This is a genomic window from Actinomycetospora cinnamomea (assembly GCF_003096675.1).
In the GTDB taxonomy this organism is placed as follows: Bacteria; Actinomycetota; Actinomycetes; order Mycobacteriales; family Pseudonocardiaceae; genus Actinomycetospora; species Actinomycetospora cinnamomea.
Genome location: NZ_QEKW01000001.1, coordinates 584,047 through 604,600, shown reverse-complemented (window position 1 = coordinate 604,600; position 20,554 = coordinate 584,047). Strand labels below are relative to the sequence as shown.

The following is a 20,554-nucleotide window of genomic DNA, read 5'->3' as shown; positions in this document are numbered from 1 at the left end:
CGATGGACCTGCCCACCCTCTGGTTCGCCCTGGCGGTCACCTGCTGGGTGCTGTTCTTCGTCCTCGAGGGCTTCGACTTCGGGGTCGGCGTGCTCGCGGGCGCCCTCGGGCGCGACGACCACGAGCGCGGCGCGGGGGTCACCACGATCGGCCCCGTGTGGGACGGCAACGAGGTCTGGCTCGTGGCCGCCGTCGGCGTGACCTTCGCGGCGTTCCCCGACTGGTACGCGGCGCTGATGAGCGGGCTCTACCTGCCGTTCGTGCTGATCCTGCTGGCGCTGGCCGCGCGCGGCGTGGCCCTGGAGTTCCGCGGCAAGGGCGGCACCACTCGCTTCCGTGCCGTGTGCGACGCGGTGCTCGCCGGGTCGTCGCTGGCGGTGGCGGCGCTGTGGGGCGCGGTGCTCGGGGTCCTCGCGACGGGGCTCGCCCTCGGGCCGGGCGGGGAGGTCGTCGGTGACGGGCTCGGGCGATCGCTGGCGCCGCTCGTCGAGCCGCCCGCGCTGCTCGGGGCAGCGCTCGGGGTGACGGTGGCCCTCGTGCAGGGCGCGACGTTCCTCGGCCTGCGCACGACCGGCCCGCTGCGGGCCCGGGCGCGGACGGCGGCGCTCGCGGCCCTGGTGCCGACCGCGGTGCTCGTGGCCCTCGTCGCGCCGGTCGGCCTCGTGGCCGTGGCCGTGGTGGCAGTGCTCGTGGCCGTGCGGCGCGAGGTGCTGGCGTTCGCGGCGGCGTCGGTGGCGGTCGCCGCCGGGGTGGTCGGAGTCCTCGCCGCGCATCTGCCGGTGGTGCTGCCGAGCACGCTGGATCCGGCGGCGTCGCTGACGATCGCCGGCGCGGCAGCGAGCCCGGGTGCCCTGCGGCTGATCACGCTCGCGGCCGTGCTCGTGCTGCCCGGCGTCGTCGCCTACCAGGTCTTCTCGTACTGGGTCTTCCGCCGGCGCGTGGCCAGCGAGCGGGTGGCGACGTGAGTCGGTCCCGCGGCCCTGTCGATCCCCGGCTGCTGCGGCTCGCGCGCGGCGCCTGGCCCGGGGTGACCGGGCTGGTCCTGGTGGGCGTCGCGCAGGCCGCCGGCACGGTGGCGGTGGCGCTGGCGGCCGCGTCGGTGGTGACGGCGCTGGTCACGGGGCCGGGCGAGGTCCCGCGTGGCGCGGTCGCGGTGCTCGCCGGCGTCGTCGTCACCCGCGCGCTACTGGCGTGGGCGGAGCCGTGGCTGGCGGCGCGCACCGGGGAGCGGGTCGTCGAGCGGGAGCGCGAGCGCCTGCTCGAGCGGCTCGGTCACGACGACGCCCCGGAGGTGGTGCCGCTCGCCGGGCACGGGGTGGACGCGCTGCGGGGGTGGTTCACCGGCACGCTGCCCGCGCTCGTGCTGGCCGTCGTGCTGCCGCCGGCGGTGTTCGTGGTGCTGGCCGTCAACGACCTGGCGACGGCGGCGGTCGTGGCGGTGACCCTGCCGCTGGTGCCGGTGTTCGCCGCGCTGCTGGGCTGGGCGGCGCAGGCCCGCGCGCGGCGCGAATGGGCGGCGGGCGAGCGCCTGGCCGGGCACTTCCTCGACACCGTCGCCGGCCTCGCCACGCTGCGGCTGTTCGGGCGGGGCGCGCGGGCCGTGGCGTCGGTGGGCGAGCTCGGCGAGCGGCACCGGCAGGCCTCGGCGCGCGTGCTGCGGGTCGCGTTCCTGTCCTCGACGGCGCTGGAGCTGCTGGGCACGCTGTCGGTGGGGCTCGTCGCGGTGGGCGCGGGCATCCGGCTCGTCGAGGGCTCGCTCGCGCTCTACCCGGCACTCGTCGCGATCCTGCTCGCCGGCGAGGCGCACCGCCCGGTCCGCGAGGCCGGCGCGCGCTTCCACGACACGGCCCGCGCGACCGCGGTGCTCGACGAGCGTGACGCGCTGCTGGCCCGCGCGCAGGCGGGGCGGGTGGCGCGCACCGAGGCGCCGGGGCCCGCGCGGCTGCGGGTGCACGACCTGGCCGTGCGCCACCCGGGGCGCCGGGACGCGACGCCCTCGATGCCGGTCCTCGACGCGGCGGGCGGCGAGCTGCTCGTCGTCGCCGGGGCGTCGGGTGTCGGGAAGACGACGCTGCTGCGGGCCCTGGCCGGCACGCTGGACGACGCCGCCGACGCGCGTGGTTCGGTCGTGGTCACGGGGCGCGTCGTGGTGCTCGGGCAGCACCCGCAGCTCCCGCACGCCGCGACCGTCGGCGATGCGCTCGGGGCCGGGACGCCGGCGCTGCTGCGTCGCCTCGGGATCGAGCTCGACCCCGGCGCCCCGCTCGGCGAGGCGGGGTCGACCCTGTCCGCCGGCCAACGCCGTCGGCTCGCGCTCGCCCGCGTGCTCGGCGACGCGCTCGCCGACCCCGCCGGCACCGTCGTCCTGCTCGACGAACCCACCGCCCACCTCGACCCCGATGCCGAACGGGCCGTGGTCGCCGAGCTGCGGGCGTTGGCGCGCGCCGGCGCCCTCGTCGTCGCCGTCGCCCACCGCGAGGCCCTGCGCGCCGGCGCCGACCGCGTCGTCGACCTGGGCGCGGCGCCGGTTCCGGGTGGAGCGAGGGACGCCTTGGCTGCGTCGCAGGCAGCGGGGGACGCCCTCGCTTCCGGGGTGCCGGCGGGGCCCCGTGCAGCGAGGGACGCATTGGCTGCGTCGCAGGCAGCGGGGGCGCCCCTCGCTCCCGCGATGCCCGCCGACTCCCGTGCAGCGAGGGACGCCTTGGCTGCGTCGCAGGCAGCGGAGGACGCCCTCGCTTCGACCACCACCACGACCCCCGCACGCCGGCGCGGCCTGCCCACCGCGGCGGTGCTCGGCACCGGGGCGGCACTGGCAGGCGTCGCGCTGACGGCCTCGGCCGCGTGGCTCATCGCCCGCGCCGCGGCGCAGCCGCCCGTGCTCGCGCTCTCGGTCGCCGTGGCCGCCGTCCGGGCGTTCGCCGTCGCGCGCCCGCTGCTGCGCTACCTCGAGCGGCTCGCGGCACACGAGGACGGGCTCGCGCGGGTCGTGCGCTGGCGCCGGCGGGTGGTCGCGGCGCTGGCGCGGCGGGTCCCCGGCGCGGTCGCCGGGCGACGGGGCCACCTGCTCGCCCGCGTGGTCGACGACGTCGACGTCCGCCTCGACGGCCTCGTGCGCGGGGCGCTGCCGCTGGTCGTGGCGGCGCTAGCGCTCCCGCTGCTCCTCGCCGGCGCAGCCCTCGCCAGCCCGCCGGTGGCCGCGGCGCTGCTGCCCGGCCTCGCCGTCGCCGCGATCGCGGCGCCGCTGGTCGCGGCCGTCGCCGCGCGCCGCACCGCGCCCGCGATCGAGCGGGGCACCGACGGGCTGCGCGCCGCAATGGTGGAGACCCACGCCGCCCGCGACGAGCTCGCCGCCCGCGGTCCCGAGGCCCTGCGCGCCGTGCCCCGCGCCCGCGCCGCGGAGCTCGCCCGCGCCCGCCGCCGGGACGCGGCCGGCACGGCGGTGGCCTCGGCCCTCGCCCAGCTCGGCGTCGGCGCCGCGGTCGTCGCCGCCGCGCTCGCCGCCCCGGGCAGCACCTCACCGGAGCTCGCCGCCGTCGCCGTGCTCGCCCCGCTCGCGCTCGGCGAGACCGTCCTCGCCCTGCCCGCCGCGGCCGGCGCCCTCGTCCGCGGCCGGCGCGCCCGGGCCCGGCTCGCCGCCCTGGCCGCGCCGGCGCCTCCCGCCGCGGACCCCGAGCACCCCACGGACGCGCGCCCCGGCTCCCACCCCGACCTGCGCCTGCGCGGGATCGTCGCCGGCTGGGGCGACCAGCCCGCCCTGCGCGGCCTCGACCTCGACCTGCCCGCCGGCCACCGCCTCGGGATCACCGGCGCGTCGGGCTCGGGCAAGTCCACGCTCGCCGCGGTGCTGCTGCGCCTGCTCGACCCCCGCGCCGGCACCGTCACCCTCGACGGGCTCGACGCCGCCGAGCTGCCCGGCGACACCTGGCGGCGACGGGTGGCGCTGGTCGGCGAGCACGACCACGTCTTCGCCACCACGCTGCGGGAGAACCTGCGCTTCGCCCACCCGGCGGCCGGCGACGCCGACCTCGTCGCCGTCCTGCGGCGGGTCCACCTCGGCGCGTGGTTCGAGGGCCTGCCCGACGGCCTCGACACCTGGCTCGACGCCGGCACGATCTCGGGCGGCGAGCGCCGGCGCCTCGCCGCGGCCCGGGCCCTGCTGGTCGACCCCGCCGTGCTCGTGCTCGACGAGCCGACCGAGGGGCTCGACCCGGCCACCGCGCGGGAGCTGGTCGCGGACCTGCTCGACGCGTCGGCGGGTCGCACCGTCGTGCTCCTCGCCCACCGCGGCGAGGGCCTCGACCTCGTCGACGAGGTCCGCCACCTCGCCGGCGGGGTCCTGACGAGGATTCACGCGAAGTCGCCGGCCGCGTGACGGACGCGGGCGAGCAGGTCGGTCAGCGTCTCGGTCTGCTCGTCGTCGAGGCCCACGAGGCCGAAGTCGATCGCGGTGACCGACGCGGTGGCCGCCGCGCACCGCTCGCGCCCGGCCTCGGTGATCTCCACGAGCGTCGTGCGCCCGTCGGTGGGGTGCGGGCGGCGCGCCACGAGCCCGGAGCCCTGCAGGCGGTCGACGATGTTGGTGATCGAGGTCGGGTGCAGCTGCAGCCGCTCACCCATGATCCGCATCGGCAGCGAGCCCACCCGCGAGAACCGCAGCAGCACCAGCGCCTCGTACCGCGCGAACGTCAGCCCGTGCGGGCGCAGCGCGGTGTCCACGGCCTGCTGGAGGATCTGCTGGACGCGCATGACGCTGGTGACGGCGGCCATCGCCCGCGGCTCGCCGATCCGCTCGCCCCACAGCGAGGCGGCCCGGGCGATGGGGTCGAAGGGCAGGGGCGCGGACGCGGTCATGACGGCCGCGAACCTACCGCGTGGCAGGCTGGATCCCGTGATCGTGGTGTTCAGCGTGGCCCCGTCCGGCGTCGGCGTGGACGGGTCGGCGGGCGAGGACGGGTCGGTGTCGGAGGCCGTCGCGGCCGCGGTCCGGGTCGTGCGCGAGTCCGGGCTGCCGCACGAGACCTCGTCGATGTTCACCTCGATCGAGGGGGAGTGGGACGAGGTCATGGACGTGGTGCGCCGCGCCACCGAGGCGGCGGGGCGCTACGGCTCGCGCGTCTCGCTCGTGCTCAAGGCCGACATCCGCCCCGGTCACACGGGCCAGCTCGCGGCCAAGGTGGCGCGCGTCGAGGAGCGCCTGCAGGGCTGAGCCGCCCGTCACGCACGAGTGGCAGACTGGTCTCGTGGCACGTCCCGATTCCCGCCAGGCGGCTCAGGCCGCTGCCCTGTCCTCCGCGATGGCCGGAGCCGTCGACCTGTCCGGACTGAAGGCCCGCGCCGAGGCCCGGTCCGCGGCCCCGCAGCGCCCCGCCGGGGGCCCGCCGGCCGACGGCGCGGACGCCGCCGGTGGTGGCGGTGCGGCGGCCGGCGCGTCGGCCACCGTCATCGACGTCACCGAGGCCAGCTTCCAGGCCGACGTCATCGAGCGCTCCATGCAGGTGCCCGTCGTGGTCGACCTGTGGGCCGAGTGGTGCGGGCCGTGCAAGCAGCTCTCACCGGTGCTGGAGAAGCTCGCCGCCGAGGGCCGCGGCGCCTGGGTGCTCGCGAAGATCGACGTCGACGCCAACCCGCGAATCTCGCAGGCGTTCCAGGTCCAGTCGATCCCGATGGTCGTCGTCGTGGCCGGCGGCCAGCCCGTGACGTCGTTCCAGGGCGCCCAGCCCGAGCCGCAGCTGCGGCAGTGGATCGCCCAGCTGCTCGACGCCCTGCGCGACCAGATGCCGGGCATCGCCGCGGCCGAGGCGCAGGGTGACGGCGACGGCGAGGCGCCGGTCGAGGAGCCCGAGGACCCGCGGTTCGTCGCGGCCGAGGACGCCCTCGAGCGGGGTGACTACGCGGCCGCGCAGCAGGCCTACGAGCAGATCCTGGCTGTCGAGCCGCAGAACGCCGAGGCGCAGGCCGCCCTGGCCCAGGTGAAGTTCCTGGAGCGGGCCGAGTCGGCCGACCCGACGGCGATCGCCCGGGCCGACGCCGCGCCCACCGACGTCGACGCCCAGATCGCCGCCGCCGACGCGCAGATCGCGGCGCAGGACGTGACCGGCGCGTTCGACCGCCTCGTGCAGACCGTCGCCCGCACCGCCGGCGACGACCGCGACCGCGCACGCACCCACCTCGTCGAGCTGTTCGAGCTCTTCGGCACCGACGACGAGCGCGTCACCACGGCCCGACGCGCTCTGGCCCGCGCGCTCTACTAGTCCGCTCGTCGCAGCGCCTCCGGATCGAGCGTGTGGCGTCACGGACACTCAACGTCTGCGATGGCCCACCGCTGACTTTCGGGCTCCGCCGTTCAGACCCCGCGGAGGCAGGCGTCGGGGCCGCCGGTGACGCCGGCGCGGAAGACGCGGATGCGTTCGTAGCCCGTGCTCGCGGCGGCGACGCCGTCGGTGCCGCGCGAGGCGGTGTCCTCGTCGAGGAGCATCGTCACCGACTCGTCGAGGTCGCCGGGGGAGAGGCCGAAGGCGCTGTCGCCGGTGCCGACCGCGGCGCTGTAGGCGCCCGCCAGGCACAGCGCGGCGCGCCCGCCCTCGGCGCCGGCGGTGGGTCGGTCCAGGGCCGCGAGCGCCGCCGCGCCGAACCGCGAGGCCAGCAGCGTGCCCGTGGCGTAGTCGCCGATGCGCCGATGATCGGCCGCGAGGGGGCCGTTCCCGTCGATCCGCAGGGCCGAGGGCTCTCCCGCACACCACGCCACCGGGCCCTGCAGCGCCCCGTCGGAACCCGGGCAGGTCGCGGTGCCGGTCTCGGCGGTCGGGGGCGTCCACTGCGCGCCGCGCCGGCGGACCTCCGCGCCGAAGTACCGGTCGAGGTCGGGCAGCATCGCCCGGAGCAGCTCGTCGAGCCCGAGGTTGCCCCCCGAGCTCTCGTCGGCCGCCGAACGGAACGACTGCTGGGTGAACACGCGCTCGCGCCCCATGGCCGCGCAGGTCCCCGGCTCGCCGTCGAACCCGTCCTGGAACGACGAGACGCGGTCGAACGCGTTGCCGTGGGCGTCGGCGTTGCGCGGCGAGGTGCCGACGGGGTCGCGGAAGGTGATCAGCGCACCCATGGCGCCGTCGATGCCGTCGGCGCCCGTGCGCAGGTCGGGCAGGGCGCCGTCGCGCACCCGGCGCAGGAACAGGCCCGCGTAGCAGTCGGCCTGGGCCTCGAGCAGGATCGTCGGCGAGGCCGCGACCGTCCCGTCGCGGTCGAGCCGGCCCTGCACCGCGTGCCCGAACTCGTGGGACAGGACGACGACCACGGCCGCGTCCCCGAAGTCGCGCCGCAGCTGGGGCAGCAGGCCCGCGCGGTCCCAGGCGATGACGTCCGCGCTCGGGCAGTAGAACGCCGTGCCCTCGATGTCCCCCACGTCCGGCAGGCACGGCACCGACCGGCCGCCCGCGCCGCCGCGGCGGGGGTCGACCGAGAAGTAGCCCTGCAGCGGCGGGAACGCCCGGTCGCCCGCCAGCGGCGGGTAGGCCTCGCCCCAGAAGCGCTCGAGGTCGCGCAGCACCGCGGCGGCCAGGCGGTCCTCCTCGCCGCCGTCGGTGCCCTCGATGAACGAGGGATCGATGCCGGCGGTGACCTCCGGGCCCGCGATCGCCCGACCCGTGACGGGGAACGCGCACCCCGACGTCAGCAGCACCGCGAGCACGGCGACCGTCACGACCAGCGCCCGTCCGAGCGTTCCCCCCACGGGCGCCATCATGCCGGGACGATCACCCGCGTGCGGGCCGTTCGGGCGGACTCGCGGCGTCGAGCTGCAGCCACAGCACCCCCGACGCGGGCAGGGTCACCTCGGCGGAGGCCGGGCGGCCGTGCCACGGGTACGACGTGGCGAAGACGGCGCCGTAGTTGCCGACCCCGCGCCCGCCGTAGACCTCCGCGTCGGTGTTGACGACCTCGCGCCACCGGCCGGTCGCCGGGAGGCCCACCCGGTAGTTCGGGTGGTCGACGCCCGCGAAGTTCACCAGGCAGGCCACGGCGTTGCCCTCGCGGTCCAGGCGCAGGAACGACAGGACGTTGCCGCCCGCGTCGTTGGCGTCGATCCACGAGAAGCCGGCCGGGTCGGTGTCCAGCTGCCACATGGGCGGCAGGGCGCGATAGGCCGCGTTGAGATCGGCGACCAGCCGGCGCAGGCCGCCGTGGCGCGGGTCGTCGAGCAGCTCCCAGTCCAGCGAGCGCTCCTCGGACCACTCGCGGACCTGGCCGAACTCGCCGCCCATGAACACCAGCTGCTTGCCCGGGTGCGCCCACATGTAGCCGAACAGCGCCCGCACGCCGGCGGCCTTGCGCTCGTCGTCGCCCGGCTGGCGGGTCCACAGCGAGCCCTTGCCGTGCACGACCTCGTCGTGCGAGAGCGGCAGCACGTAGTTCTCGCTGTACGCGTACGTCATCGAGAACGTCATCTGGTTGTGGTGGTAGCCGCGGTACATGGGATCGCGCCCGACGTAGTCGAGCGTGTCGTGCATCCATCCCATGTTCCACTTGAATCCGAAGCCCAGGCCGCCGAGGTGGGTGGGCCGTGTGACGCCGGGCCAGGCCGTCGACTCCTCGGCGATCGTCACGGCACTGGGGTGGTTCTTGTAGACGGTGGCGTTGACCTCCTGGAGGAACGACACCGCCTCGAGGTTCTCACGGCCGCCGTAGCGGTTAGGCGTCCACTCGGTGCGCGAGTAGTCCAGGTAGAGCATCGAGGCCACGGCGTCCACCCGGAGCCCGTCGACATGGAACTCCTCGAGCCAGTACAGCGCGTTGGCGACGAGGAAGTTCCGCACCTGCGAGCGCCCGAAGTCGAAGACGAGCGTGCCCCAGTCGAGCTGCTCGCCGCGCCGCGGGTCGCCGTGCTCGTAGCAGGCCGTGCCGTCGAAGCGGGCCAGCGCCCACGCGTCGCGCGGGAAGTGCGCCGGCACCCAGTCGACGATCACCCCGATGCCCGCCTGGTGCAGCCGGTCGACGAAGTACCGGAAGTCGTCCGGGGTGCCGAACCGCGACGTGGGCGCGTAGTACGAGCTGACCTGGTAGCCCCAAGAGCCGCCGAACGGGTGCTCGGCCACGGGCAGCAGCTCGACGTGGGTGAAGCCGGTCTCGGTGAGGTAGTCGGCCAGCTCGTCGGCCAGCTCGCGATAGTTCAGCGCCCCACCATCCGGCCGCTGCCTCCAGGAGCCCGCGTGCAGCTCGTACACGCTCATCGGCTCGGCGTGCGGGCCACCGTCCGACACCGACGCGGCGCGCCGCGCCATCCACTCCTGGTCGGCCCACTCGTGGCTCGAGGTGGTGACGATCGACGCCGGCGCCGGCGGCAGGTCCGAGGCGAACGCCATCGGGTCGGCCTTGTCCAGCCACTGGCCGTCCGGCGTGAGGATGCGGAAGCGGTAGCGGGTGCCGTCCGCGACGCCGGGCAGGAAGATCTCCCAGACGCCGGAGCCGAGCGAGCGCATCGGCGTCGCGGTGCCGTCCCAGCTGCCGTGGTCCGGATCCCAGTCGCCGATCACCCGCACCCCGCGGGCGTGCGGCGCCCAGACGGTGAACGACGTGCCCTCCACCGGCCCCGACGGGGTCGGCCAGCGGCGGAAGTGGGCGCCGAGGGCGTCCCACAGCCGCTCGTGGCGGCCCTCGCCGATGAGGTGCAGGTCGACCGGCCCGATCACCGGCGAGAACCGGTACGGGTCGTCGGTGATGGTCTCGACGGTCTCGCCGCTGGTCTCGTCGGTCCAGCGGGTCGCGAGGCGGTACCGCGGCAGCGGCCCGGGCACGCCCGCGGCGAACACGCCGGCCGCGTGCACCTCGGCCAGCGGGTAGCGACCGGCCGTGGGGCCCTCGTCGACGACGACGTCCACGGCGTCGGCGCCCGGGCGCAGCGCGCGGACGACCACCGTGCCCGGTGAGTCGGGGTCGCGGTGCGGGCCGAGCACGCCGTGCGGGTCGCGGTGCGAGCCCTCCATGAGGAGGTGGACGTCGAGGTCCGAGGGCGCGGGGGAGTGGGGACGCGCGCGGGTCACCGCTCGGCCCGCCCGACCCCGGTCAGCAACCGGCGCATCGACCGGAGCGGGATCGACACCCAGCCCGGTCGGTTCCGGGTCTCGTACAGCACCTCGTACACCGCCTTGTCCAGCTCGTAGGCCCGCAGCAGCTCGGGGTTCTCCCGGGGATCGGTCCCGGCGACCTCGGCGTAGCCGTCGCAGAACGCCGACCGGTTGCGGTCGGCCCACTCCTGCGCGCGGCGCTCGAGCTGCGGATCGGGCTCGTCAGCGGACTGTTCCCACTCCGCGAGCTGGTGGAACGCGGCGTAGTCGAACGAGCGCAGCATCGCGGCCACGTCACGCATCGGGGAGTCGGGACGCACGCGGTCGGCCAGCGGCTTCGACGGCTCGCCCTCGAAGTCGATGACCAGCCAGCCCGTCGGCGTGCGGAGTTCCTGGCCGAGGTGCAGGTCGCCGTGGATGCGCTGCACCGTCGACGGCCCCGCCTCGGTGACCCCGTGCAGCACCGCGGCGATCTCCTCGCGCTGCTCGGCGACGCCCTCGACGGCCGCGGCGGCGCGGTCGAGGCGCTCGAGCATCCACTCCTCGACCGCGCGGGCCCCGACGGCGTCCAGCGGGCGGGTGCCCAGGGCGTGGGCGAGCTCCTGGTGCACCGCGGCCACGGTCTTGCCGATGCGGTGGGCCTCGCCCGCGAAGTCCCCGCCCACCTCGTCGGCGCGCAGGTCCGCCTCGGCGAGCAGGTCACGCACGCTCGTCAGAGCCATGGACCATCCGTCGGCGGAGTTGGCCGCGAAGCCCTGGAGCATGGCGACGGTCATCGCCTCGACCCCACCCGACTCTCCGGGCAGCTCGCCCTCGATCGCGCCGAGCAGGGGCGCCACCTCGTCGCTGCCCTCGCGCCGGAGCGCGCGGTGCAGCTCGAGGTCGGGGTTGAGGCCGGCGGTGGCACGGCGGAAGAGCTTGAGGATGGCGCGCTCGCCGTAGATCACCGAGCTGTTCGACTGCTCGCCGAACAGCGGGCGGCCCGGCCCCACGATCGGGGCCTCGGTGTCCGGCTCGGCGACGAACCGCAGCGGACCCCGCGTCGCGTTCTCGGTGATCAGCGCGAGCAGCAGCCGGCTGATCCGCCCGTCGGCGAGCCCGTCGTAGACGACGTCGTCCCCACCGTGGGAGCTCCGACGCCGCCCGATCACGGCGTGCTCGAGGTCCCCGGGCGGGCTGGACTGCGCGCCGAGCAGCAGCTGGTAGCGCTCCTCGGCGCTCCCGCCGGCGGCGTCGGTGAACGACACCGCGATCACCGCGTGCTCGACCGTCGGCGTGTCACCCGGCGCCGACACCACGCTGTGCCCCACGGTGCGCAGGCCGGCGATCTGGCGGCCCTTGGCGGGGAACCACCGCTGCCCGGGCAACCAGGCGAGCAGGGCGTCGTGCAGGTCGCCGAGGGGATCGGCGGACCCGTCGTGCGGGCTCGTGGGGGGCATCAGCGCTCCTCCGCCGGGTGGATCGAGAACCAGTAGAAACCGTGCCCCGGCAACGTCAACAGGTACGGCAGCTCCCCGATCGGCGGGAACGGCACACCCCCGGTCAGCTCGGTGGGGACCCAGTCCTTCCACGCGATGAGGTCGAGCTCCACCGGCTGGGGGAACCGCGACATGTTGTTCACGCAGAGCACGATGTCCTGGGTGCCCTCTTCGCCCGTGTGTTCACGCACGTAGGCCAGCACGCTCGGGTTGGATCCGCCGAGCTCGTGGAAGGTGCCCAGCGCGAACGCGGGGTGCTGCTTGCGGATGTCGATCATCCGGCGGTTCCAGTGCAGCAGGCTGGCCGTCGAGTTCGACTGCGCCTCGACGTTGACCGCCTGGTAGCCGTAGACCGGATCCATGATCACGGGGAGGTTCAGCCGCCCCGGGTCGCACGTGGAGAACCCGGCGTTGCGGTCCGGGGTCCACTGCATCGGGCTGCGCACGCCGTCGCGGTCGCCGAGCCAGATGTTGTCGCCCATCCCGATCTCGTCGCCGTAGTAGAGGACGGGACTGCCGGGCAGGGAGAGCAGCAGGGCGGTGAACAGCTCGAGCTGGTTGCGGTCGTTGTCGAGCAGCGGGGCCAGGCGCCGGCGGATGCCGATGTTGGCCTTCATCCGCGGGTCCTTGGCGTACTCCGCGTACATGTAGTCGCGCTCGTCGTCGGTGACCATCTCGAGCGTGAGCTCGTCGTGGTTGCGCAGGAAGATGCCCCACTGCGCGTTCGACGGGATCTCCGGCGTCTGGGCGAGGATCTCCGAGATCGGGAACCGTGACTCGCGGCGGACGGCCATGAAGATGCGCGGCATCAGCGGGAAGTGGAACGCCATGTGGCACTCGTCGCCGCCGACCTCCGGGTCGCCGAAGTACTCGACGACGTCCGACGGCCACTGGTTCGCCTCGGCGAGCAGCACCCGCCCGGGGTACTCGTCGTCGACGACCTTGCGGACCCGCTTGAGGAACTGGTGGGTCTCGGGGAGGTTCTCGCCGTTGGTGCCGTCGCGCTCGTAGAGGTACGGCACGGCGTCGAGGCGGAACCCGTCGATGCCCAGGTCCAGCCAGAACCGCAGCGCATCGATCATGGCCTCGCACACGGCGGGGTTGTCGAAGTTGAGGTCCGGCTGGTGGGAGAAGAAGCGGTGCCAGTAGAACTGCCCCCGCACCGAGTCGTAGGTCCAGTTCGACGACTCGGTGTCGACGAAGATGATCCGGGCCTCGGACCAGCGGGTGTCGTCGTCGGACCACACGTAGAAGTCGCCGTAGGGCCCCTCGGGGTCGCGGCGGGACTCCTGGAACCAGTGGTGCTGGTCCGACGTGTGGTTCATGACCAGGTCGGTGATGACGCGAATGCCCCGGGCGTGCGCCTGGTCGATGAACTCGACGAAGTCGGCGACCGTGCCGAACTCCGGCAGCACCTTGCGGTAGTCGCGGATGTCGTAGCCGCCGTCGCGCAGGGGGGAGTCGTAGAACGGCGGCAGCCACAGGCAATCGACCCCGAGCCAGGCCAGGTAGTCGAGCTTGTCGGTCAGCCCGCGCAGGTCGCCGAACCCGTCGCGGTTGGAGTCGGCGAACGCCCGGACGAGCACTTCGTAGAAGACGGCGCGCTTGTACCAGTCCTGCTCGACCGGCAGCGTCCGCGCATGGCGGAAGTCGGCGGCGCTGGGCTCCTCGACGGCGTGCGCGCCGTGGTCGTCGGTGTGGTCGCGCACGTGGTCGCGAGCCACGTCGTTCTCCCCGGTGGCGGCGGTGCTGACGTGCGCAGGGGTGACCGCACCCGCGCTGACTCCCTCGTTCATCACCCGTCACGCTAGTGGTCGGGGAGATCCGATCGCTGCACGCCCCGGCGCGCTGATCAGGTGGTGTCCCGGCCGGCCTCGCGGCTGTCGAGGACGTGGCCCTCCACGACCGTCCCGCGGAACGCGCCGGGGCCCGACGGGTCGCCCGCGGGACCCTGCGGACCGGGGCCGGCGACGCCGACGACGGTCACGCTCGGGCCCCTGCGCGCGCTGCCGGCCCGCACGGCGCGGGCGGCGGCGCGGCGGGCGAGCGCCCGGCGCACCGGCGGGACCAGCAGCACGAGCGCGGCGAGCGTCGACAGCAGGCCGGGGACGACCAGCAGGACGCCGGCGAGGGCGAGGTACATGCCGTCGGCGACCTCGGCCTCGGCCGGCCGGCCCCGCCGCGCGGCCTCGACCAGCGCCGACATCGACCGCCGGCCCTCCCGCTTGATCGCCCACGCGCCGACGACCGCGGACAGAACGAGCAGCCCGAGCAGGCCCCAGAACCCGACGGCCTGGCCGACCAGGACCAGGACGGTGATCTCGACGGCCAGGTAGACCGCGAGGGCGACGAGGATGCGCATCTGACCTCCGAGGTGGTGCTCACCCCGTCCAACGCCGCGCTGCGCCGGATCGTGCCCGATCCGCCCGGATCCTCAGGGCATGCTCAGGTCAGCGACGCAGCACGGAGATGACGTGGGCGACGTCGCGCCACGGCTCGAGGCGCACGTAGTTCGTGGCCCCCCACTCGAAGGTCTGCCCGCTGACCTCGTCGAAGGCGCCGAAGCGGTCGTGCCACTCCAGCCCCAGCGCCGGCATGTCGAGGTGCAGGGTCCCCTCCTCGATGCCGAACGGGTTGAGCGTCACGACGCACAGCACCGTGTCGCCGGAGAGCGGGTCGGTCTTCGAGTACGCCAACAGCGCGTCGTTGTCGGTCTCGTGGAACCGCAGCGTGCGCAGCTGGCGCAGCGCCGGGTGGTCGCGGCGCAGCTGGTTGAGCCGCGTGATCCACGGCTCGAGGCTGCGGCCCTCGGCGAGCGCGCCGGCGAAGTCCCGCGGCCGGAGCTGGTACTTCTCCGAGTCGAGGTACTCCTCGCTGCCGGGGCGCACGGGCTGGTGCTCGAACAGCTCGAAGCCCGAGTAGACGCCCCAGCTCGGCGAGAGCGTGGCCGCCAGCGCCGCCCGCAGCGCGAACATGCCCGGGCCGCCGGTCTGCAGCGACTCGTGGAGGATGTCCGGGGTGTTGACGAAGCAGTTCGGTCGGCACTCGTCGATCCGGTCGCGGTGCATCTCGAAGAACTCGCGCAGCTCGTCGCGCCCCGTCCGCCACGTGAAGTACGTGTAGGACTGGCTGAACCCGGCCTTCGCCAGCCCGAACAGCCGCGCCGGGCGCGTGAACGCCTCGGCGAGGAACACCACGCCCGGGTCGCGGCGGTGCACCTCGGCGATGAGCCAGGTCCAGAAGTCCGGCGGCTTGGTGTGCGGGTTGTCGACCCGGAAGACGCGGACCCCGTGCTCCATCCAGTACAGGACGATCCGCAGGACCTCGGCGTAGATGCCGTCGGGGTCGTTGTCGAAGTTGACCGGGTAGATGTCCTGGTACTTCTTCGGCGGGTTCTCCGCGTACGCGATCGTCCCGTCGGGCTGGATCGTGAACCACTCCGGGTGCTCCGTGGCCCACGGGTGGTCCGGCGCGCACTGCAGGGCGAGGTCGAGCGCCACCTCGAGGCCCAGGTCGTGGGCGTGCGCGACGAAGGCGTCGAAGTCCTCGATCGTGCCGAGGGCCGGGTCGATCGCGTCGTGCCCGCCCGCGGCGGACCCGATCGCCCAGGGCGAGCCGACGTCGTCGGGCCCCGGTGTGAGCGTGTTGTTCGGCCCCTTGCGGTTCACCGTGCCCACCGGGTGGATCGGGGGCAGGTAGGCGACGTCGAAGCCCATCGCCGCAGCGCGGTCGAGCTCGCGGGTCGCGGTGGCGAACGTGCCGTGCACGGGGCGGCCCTCGGCGTCCCACCCGCCCGTCGAGCGCGGGAAGAACTCGTACCAGGAGCCTGCGAGCGCGAGTGAGCGCTCCACGAACAGGTGGTGGGTCTCGCCCGCGGTGACGAGCTCGCGCACCGGGTGCTCGGTCATCGTGCGGTGCACGGGCTCGGAGAGGGCCCGGCTCAGCCGCTCGGGCAGGTCGCGCTCGGTGGCGCGGAGCTCCTCCGCGGCCTTGGTCAGGTTGCGGGCGAGCTCGAGCACCGGGGGCATGGCGATGCCGCCCGTGCGTTCGCCGGCGTGGTCGTCGTCGGTGGCGCGGGGCGTGTCGCGCAGGCGCTGGTGGATGCCCTCGGCGCCACGGTCGAGCAGCCGCGCCCCGGTCTCGAGGTCGTTGGCCAGCTCGGCGGCGCCCTGACCGGCGCGCGTCTTCACCTCGACGGCATGGCGCCAGGTCGCCCACGGGTCGCTCCAGGCGTCGACCCGGAAGCTCCACAGGCCCTCGGCGTCCGGCACGACCTGCCCGGCGAAGCGGTCGGTCAGCGGACCGGTCGGCACCATCCGCGTGCTGCGCGGCGCCTCGTCCCCGCACGGCATCGCGACGTCGGCGACGTGCGCGTGGCCCGAGGTCGAGCAGCGCTGCCACACCACCGTCGCGGCGACGGCGTCGTGGCCCTCGCGCCAGACGGTGGCCTCGATCGGCACGACCTCGCCGACCACGGCCTTCGACGGGAACCGCCCGTTCGACACCTCCGGGGTGACCTCGTCGATCCCGATGCGGCCCTGCGCGACCCGGTGGCGGTCCAGGGTCTCGCCCGTGTCGGTGGGGGTCGGGGTGCTGGTCGGGGTGGTCGTAGTGGTCGTGGTGGTGGCCGACCCGGGGTCGGTGGCGGGTGCGCCGGCGGGCTCCTCCGCGGGGACGTCCGCGGCGTCGGCGATGTCGGCGTCGGCGGTGACGTCGCCGGGGGCACCGCCAGCACCGCCGGCGGAGCGGATCGCGGCGGGGCCCTGGTCGACCGCGGGCACCTCGTCGCGCGGGGTGTCCGGCGCGAGGCTGTGGACGTGGTCGTCGGGGTTCACCGTGATCGGCCCGACGCCCAGCGGGTCGTCGTCGGGGACGGCGCCGCTGCGCGGCGACCCGCGTCCCGAGGACACGGTCGACGCCGCGGGGGTGCCGGGGCCGGGAGAGTCGTCCCCGGAGGAGGCGGTCGGCGCGCCGGGGGTGCCGGTGGTGTCGGGGTCGTCGGAACCATGTCCCGAGGACACGGTCGGCGCGCCGGGGGTGCCGGTGGTGTCGGGGTCGTCGGCGTCGTCGGCGTCGTCGGCGTCGTCGGCGTCGCCCGGCGAGACGGTCGGCGCCGGCGGCTCCGCGGGGGACGCCGACGGCTCCGCGGGGGACGCGGACGGCTCCGCGGGGGACGCGGACGGCTCCGCGGGGGACGCGGACGGCGTCGACGCGGCCGACGGGGTCGCGGCACCCGTCGTCCCGTCACTCGCGGCGTCGTCAGGGGCGGGGCCGGCGGAGACGGTGGTCGCGGGCGAGTCGGAAGGGCTCTTGTCGGCGCCGGCGTCGGCGTCGGTGGCGTCGGGCGGCGACACGGGGGAGGAGACGGGCGCGTAGGGCGTGCGCGGGGAGAACCAGGACCGGTCGGCGGACGGGGCCGTCGAGGAGGCCGGACGGGCCTGCTGACCGTCCCCGGAGCGCTCGTCGCCGGTCGCAGGGGTCCGGTCGGTGGGCGCGTACGCGGGGCGGGCGCCACCGGCGGGAGGCGGGGCCGCGCGTCCGGTCGCCTGGTCGGGGTCGCGGTCCGACGACGAGCTCATGTCGCGTCCGCTACCCGTAACCGCCGGGTTCGATGCGGGCGGTCGTCCGGGGGTCGACGACGTGCGGGCGGCGGGACGGCCGGTGGCCCCCCCGATCGCCAAGCCCCAGGGCGGGGTCGCGGGGCGGCGCCACGGCGGCAGCGTGGGCGCGGGCGAGCGGGTGGCGTCGAGCCCGGGCATGTCGGCGCCGACGGCCCGGAAACCGTGGGGGGGCGTGATCTCGCCGTCCGGGCTCGGCGCGGGGAACGGACCGGACGCGGGGTGGTCGGCGGGGTCGGGCGAGGCGAAGGGACCCGAGGGCGCGACCGACGACGGCGCCGGGAACCCGCCCGCCGGCGTGCCGGCGCCCCGGCCGGGGACGGGGAAACCGCCGGTGGAGGGCCCGTGGGGGCGCGCGTCGGGCGGCGGGGGCGGGCCGACCTCGACGTCGTCGGCCGATCCCCAGCCGCGCCGGCGCCGACGCCAGGAGCCCGACGGCGGGCCGGTCACGGCCTCGGCGCGCGCGGCCTGGCGCTGCCGGGAGCGCGCGTCGTCGTAGCCCTCGAAGGGCGGGGTGCTCGCGCCGTCGGATCCGACCGCGGGCTGCTCACCGGTGGTATCGGGGCGCGCCTCGGAGGCGGCTCCCGCCCCGCTCGTCCGCCGTCCCGACCGCCACCATCTCCCCAACGCGCTCACGCGACGCAGCGTAGTCGTGGGATCGATCCAGCCGAGGTGGGGCCGCACGGCGCGTCGGGGGGTGCGCCGTAGTCTCCCGGCGCGTGAAGGCACTGCGTCGCTTCTCCGTCCGCGCCCAGCTCCCGGCCCCCCTCGCGCCGCTCCAGGAGCTCGCCACGAACCTGCGGTGGACGTGGCACGGGCCCACCCAGGACCTGTTCGCGACCGTCGACGACGCGGTCTGGCGCTCGTGCGGCGGGGACCCGGTCCGGCTGCTCGGCGAGGTCCGGCCGCAGCGCCTCGCCGAGCTCGCCGAGGACCAGGAGTTCGTCGGACGGGTGCGCGAGCGCGCGGAGGACCTGCGCACCTACCTCGCCGAGCCGCGCTGGTACCAGGGGCTGGCCAGAGATCGTGACGGGGCGGACGAGGTCCCCGCGGCGATCGGCTACTTCTCCATGGAGTTCGGTGTCAGCGAGGTCCTGCCGAACTACTCGGGCGGGCTCGGCATCCTCGCCGGTGACCACCTCAAGGCGGCCAGCGACCTCGGCGTGCCGCTGATCGCCGTGGGCCTGCTGTACCGCTCCGGCTACTTCCGGCAGTCGCTCTCGCTCGACGGCTGGCAGCAGGAGCACTACCCGGCCCTCGACCCGCAGGGCCTGCCGCTGCACCTCCTGGCCGACGCCTCGGGCACCCCGGTGCTGGTCGGGATCGCGATGCCCGAGGGCCGGACGCTGCGCGCGCGGGTGTGGCAGGCGTCGGTGGGGCGGGTGCCGCTGCTGCTCCTCGACTCCGACATCGAGGAGAACGACGCCGACCTGCGCCAGATCACCGACCGCCTCTACGGCGGCGACGCCGAGCACCGGATCCGCCAGGAGATCCTGGTGGGCATCGGTGGCGTGCGCGCGGTCCGTGTCTTCTGCGGCCTGACGGGCCACCCGGCGCCCGCCGTGTTCCACACCAACGAGGGCCACGCCGGCTTCCTGGGCCTCGAGCGCATCCGTGAGCTGGTCTCCGGGGCGAGCGGAGCGACGGGGGGAGTGGACGGGGCGAGCGGAGCGACGGGGGGAGTGGACGTGGCGGGCGGAGCGACGGGAGAAGGGGGCGACGCGGGCCTCGACTTCGACCAGGCGCTGGCGACGGTCCGCGCCGGCACCGTGTTCACCACGCACACCCCGGTGCCCGCGGGCATCGACCGCTTCCCGATCGGGTTGGTCGAGCACTACTTCACCCCGGACATGCTGCCGGGCATCGAGCCCGGACGGGTGCTGACGCTGGGCCGCGAGCCGTCCGGCGAGATGTTCAACATGGCCCACATGGGCCTGCGTCTGGCCCAGCGCTCCAACGGCGTCTCGGCGCTGCACGGCGAGGTCTCGCGCGGGATGTTCCAGGGCCTGTGGGGCGGGTTCGACGCGCCGGAGGTGCCGATCGGTTCGGTGACCAACGGCGTGCACGGCCCCACGTGGACCGCCCGGGAGATCGCGGGCCTGACCGCCGGCGCGTCGGCCGCCGGGAGCCCGGAGCTGTTCGGCGTCTCGGACGCGCTGCTCTGGGAGATGCGCGGCACGCTGCGGCGCCGCCTCGTCGAGGAGGTCCGCCGGCGGGTCAAGGCGTCGTGGCTGCAGCGCGGCGCGTCGGAGCCGGAGCTCGCCTGGACCGAGCGCGTCTTCGATCCCGACGTGCTGACCATCGGCTTCGCCCGCCGCGTGCCGACCTACAAGCGCCTGACGCTGATGCTGCGCGACCCCGAGCGGCTCAAGGCCATGCTGCTCGACCCGGAGCGGCCGGTGCAGCTGGTGATCGCGGGCAAGTCGCACCCCGCCGACGAGCAGGGCAAGCGGCTCATCCAGCAGATGGTGCGCTTCGCCGACGACCCCGCCGTGCGCCACCGCATCGTCTTCCTGCCCGACTACGACATGTCGATGGCGCGCTACCTGTACTGGGGCTGCGACGTGTGGCTCAACAACCCCCTGCGTCCGCTCGAGGCGTGCGGGACCTCGGGGATGAAGTCGGCGCTCAACGGCGGGCTGAACCTGTCGGTGCGCGACGGCTGGTGGGACGAGCTCTACGACGGCCGCAACGGCTGGGCCATCCCGACCGCCGACGGCGTCGACGACCCCGACCGCCGCGACGACATCGAGGCGAACGCGCTCTACGACCTGCTGTCGACGCAGGTCGCGCCGCTGTTCTACGACCGCGGCACCGACGGCGTCCCGGATCGCTGGACGGCCCTCGTGCGCCACACGCTCGCGACGCTCTCGCCGAAGGTGCAGGCGACGCGGATGGTCACCGAGTACGTCGAGCAGTGGTACGCGCCCGCCGCCCGGTCGGCGGCGCGGGTCGTGGCGGACGGGTTCGCGGGCGCCAAGGAGCTGGCGTCCTACCGTGCGCGCCTGGACAAGGCGTGGTCGTCGGTGGCCGTCGCCGAGGTCGATGCCTCGGGCGGCGCGGACACCCCGGTGCTCGGGGCGCCGATGACCGTGCGCGCGGAGGTCGTGCTCGGGGGCCTCGACCCCGACGAGGTGCTGGTGCAGGCCGTCGTCGGGCGCGCGGACGACGCCGACGAGCTCACGGAGTCCACGGTGGAGCCGATGACCCTCATCGGCGAGGGGCACGAGGGCTCGCACCGCTTCGAGGCCGTCGTCGCCCTGCCCCACGCCGGCGTCCTGGGCTACACGGTGCGGGTCCTGCCCCGCCACGACCTCCTCGCCGCGCCCGCGGAGCTCGGGCGCGTGGTGCTGCCGGCGTAGCTCCCCGGACCTCGGTGACGAAGTCCGCGCCGACCGCGGAC

13 protein-coding genes are annotated in these 20,554 nt (G+C 75.4%); 6 read left to right on the top strand and 7 right to left on the bottom strand.

Features of this window, described 5'->3' with window-relative positions:
- Window positions 1–2: 2 nt before the first annotated feature.
- Window positions 3–965 (top strand): cytochrome d ubiquinol oxidase subunit II, encoded by a 963-nt coding sequence (gene cydB / locus C8D89_RS02785; RefSeq protein ID WP_243417755.1) that lies wholly within the window; start codon window positions 3–5, stop codon window positions 963–965.
- Window positions 962–4,372, top strand: a complete 3,411-nt coding sequence (cydC, locus tag C8D89_RS02780) for a thiol reductant ABC exporter subunit CydC (protein WP_116706492.1) — start codon at window positions 962–964, stop codon at window positions 4,370–4,372. Before cydB ends, cydC begins: the two co-directional genes overlap by 4 nt.
- Here the strand turns inward: cydC and C8D89_RS02775 are convergent.
- Window positions 4,348–4,851, bottom strand: coding sequence for a MarR family winged helix-turn-helix transcriptional regulator (locus tag C8D89_RS02775; RefSeq protein WP_116706491.1), 504 nt, complete (start codon window positions 4,849–4,851; stop codon window positions 4,348–4,350). The two genes, cydC and C8D89_RS02775, sit on opposite strands and share 25 nt — an antisense overlap.
- Before the next feature lie 37 nt (window positions 4,852–4,888).
- Between C8D89_RS02775 and C8D89_RS02770 the strand changes: the two genes are divergently transcribed.
- Together C8D89_RS02770 and C8D89_RS02765 are read left to right on the top strand one after the other, a co-directional pair.
- Window positions 4,889–5,206, top strand: coding sequence for a thiamine-binding protein (locus C8D89_RS02770; protein ID WP_116706490.1), 318 nt, complete (start codon window positions 4,889–4,891; stop codon window positions 5,204–5,206).
- A gap of 88 nt (window positions 5,207–5,294) precedes the next feature.
- Window positions 5,295–6,251, top strand: coding sequence for a tetratricopeptide repeat protein (locus C8D89_RS02765; protein WP_116706489.1), 957 nt, complete (start codon window positions 5,295–5,297; stop codon window positions 6,249–6,251).
- Window positions 6,252–6,343: 92 nt separating this feature from the next.
- On the opposite strand, the gene C8D89_RS02760 is transcribed toward C8D89_RS02765, so the two are convergent.
- The 6 genes from C8D89_RS02760 to C8D89_RS02735 all read right to left on the bottom strand — a co-directional run bounded on the left by C8D89_RS02760 (window position 6,344) and on the right by C8D89_RS02735 (window position 16,095).
- The gene (locus tag C8D89_RS02760; RefSeq protein ID WP_243417753.1) at window positions 6,344–7,726 is read right to left on the bottom strand and encodes a neutral zinc metallopeptidase; all 1,383 of its coding nucleotides are present in this window, start codon (window positions 7,724–7,726) and stop codon (window positions 6,344–6,346) included.
- Window positions 7,727–7,748: 22 nt separating this feature from the next.
- Window positions 7,749–10,031 (bottom strand): 1,4-alpha-glucan branching protein GlgB, encoded by a 2,283-nt coding sequence (gene glgB, locus C8D89_RS02755; protein WP_423716632.1) that lies wholly within the window; start codon window positions 10,029–10,031, stop codon window positions 7,749–7,751.
- A complete protein-coding gene (locus C8D89_RS02750; protein WP_165825514.1) occupies window positions 10,028–11,494 on the bottom strand; it encodes a maltokinase N-terminal cap-like domain-containing protein in 1,467 nt (488 codons plus the stop codon). Before C8D89_RS02750 ends, glgB begins: the two co-directional genes overlap by 4 nt.
- Window positions 11,494–13,329 (bottom strand): maltose alpha-D-glucosyltransferase, encoded by a 1,836-nt coding sequence (gene treS / locus C8D89_RS02745; RefSeq protein WP_116706889.1) that lies wholly within the window; start codon window positions 13,327–13,329, stop codon window positions 11,494–11,496. The genes C8D89_RS02750 and treS overlap by 1 nt, the downstream gene beginning before the upstream one ends.
- A 56-nt stretch (window positions 13,330–13,385) precedes the next feature.
- On the bottom strand, window positions 13,386–13,895 hold the full coding sequence (locus C8D89_RS02740; protein ID WP_116706488.1) for an FxsA family protein: 510 nt from the start codon (window positions 13,893–13,895) through the stop codon (window positions 13,386–13,388).
- Between the two features lie 88 nt (window positions 13,896–13,983).
- Window positions 13,984–16,095, bottom strand: a complete 2,112-nt coding sequence (locus C8D89_RS02735) for a maltotransferase domain-containing protein (protein ID WP_116706888.1) — start codon at window positions 16,093–16,095, stop codon at window positions 13,984–13,986.
- 1,099 nt (window positions 16,096–17,194) lie between these two features.
- Here C8D89_RS02735 and C8D89_RS28680 point away from each other — a divergent pair.
- Window positions 17,195–17,650 carry a hypothetical protein gene (locus C8D89_RS28680; RefSeq protein WP_133251796.1) on the top strand — a complete coding sequence of 152 codons (456 nt, stop codon included), beginning with the start codon at window positions 17,195–17,197 and terminating at the stop codon, window positions 17,648–17,650.
- A gap of 220 nt (window positions 17,651–17,870) precedes the next feature.
- Window positions 17,871–20,513, top strand: a complete 2,643-nt coding sequence (gene glgP / locus C8D89_RS02730; RefSeq protein ID WP_165825513.1) for an alpha-glucan family phosphorylase — start codon at window positions 17,871–17,873, stop codon at window positions 20,511–20,513.
- Window positions 20,514–20,554: the final 41 nt, after the last annotated feature.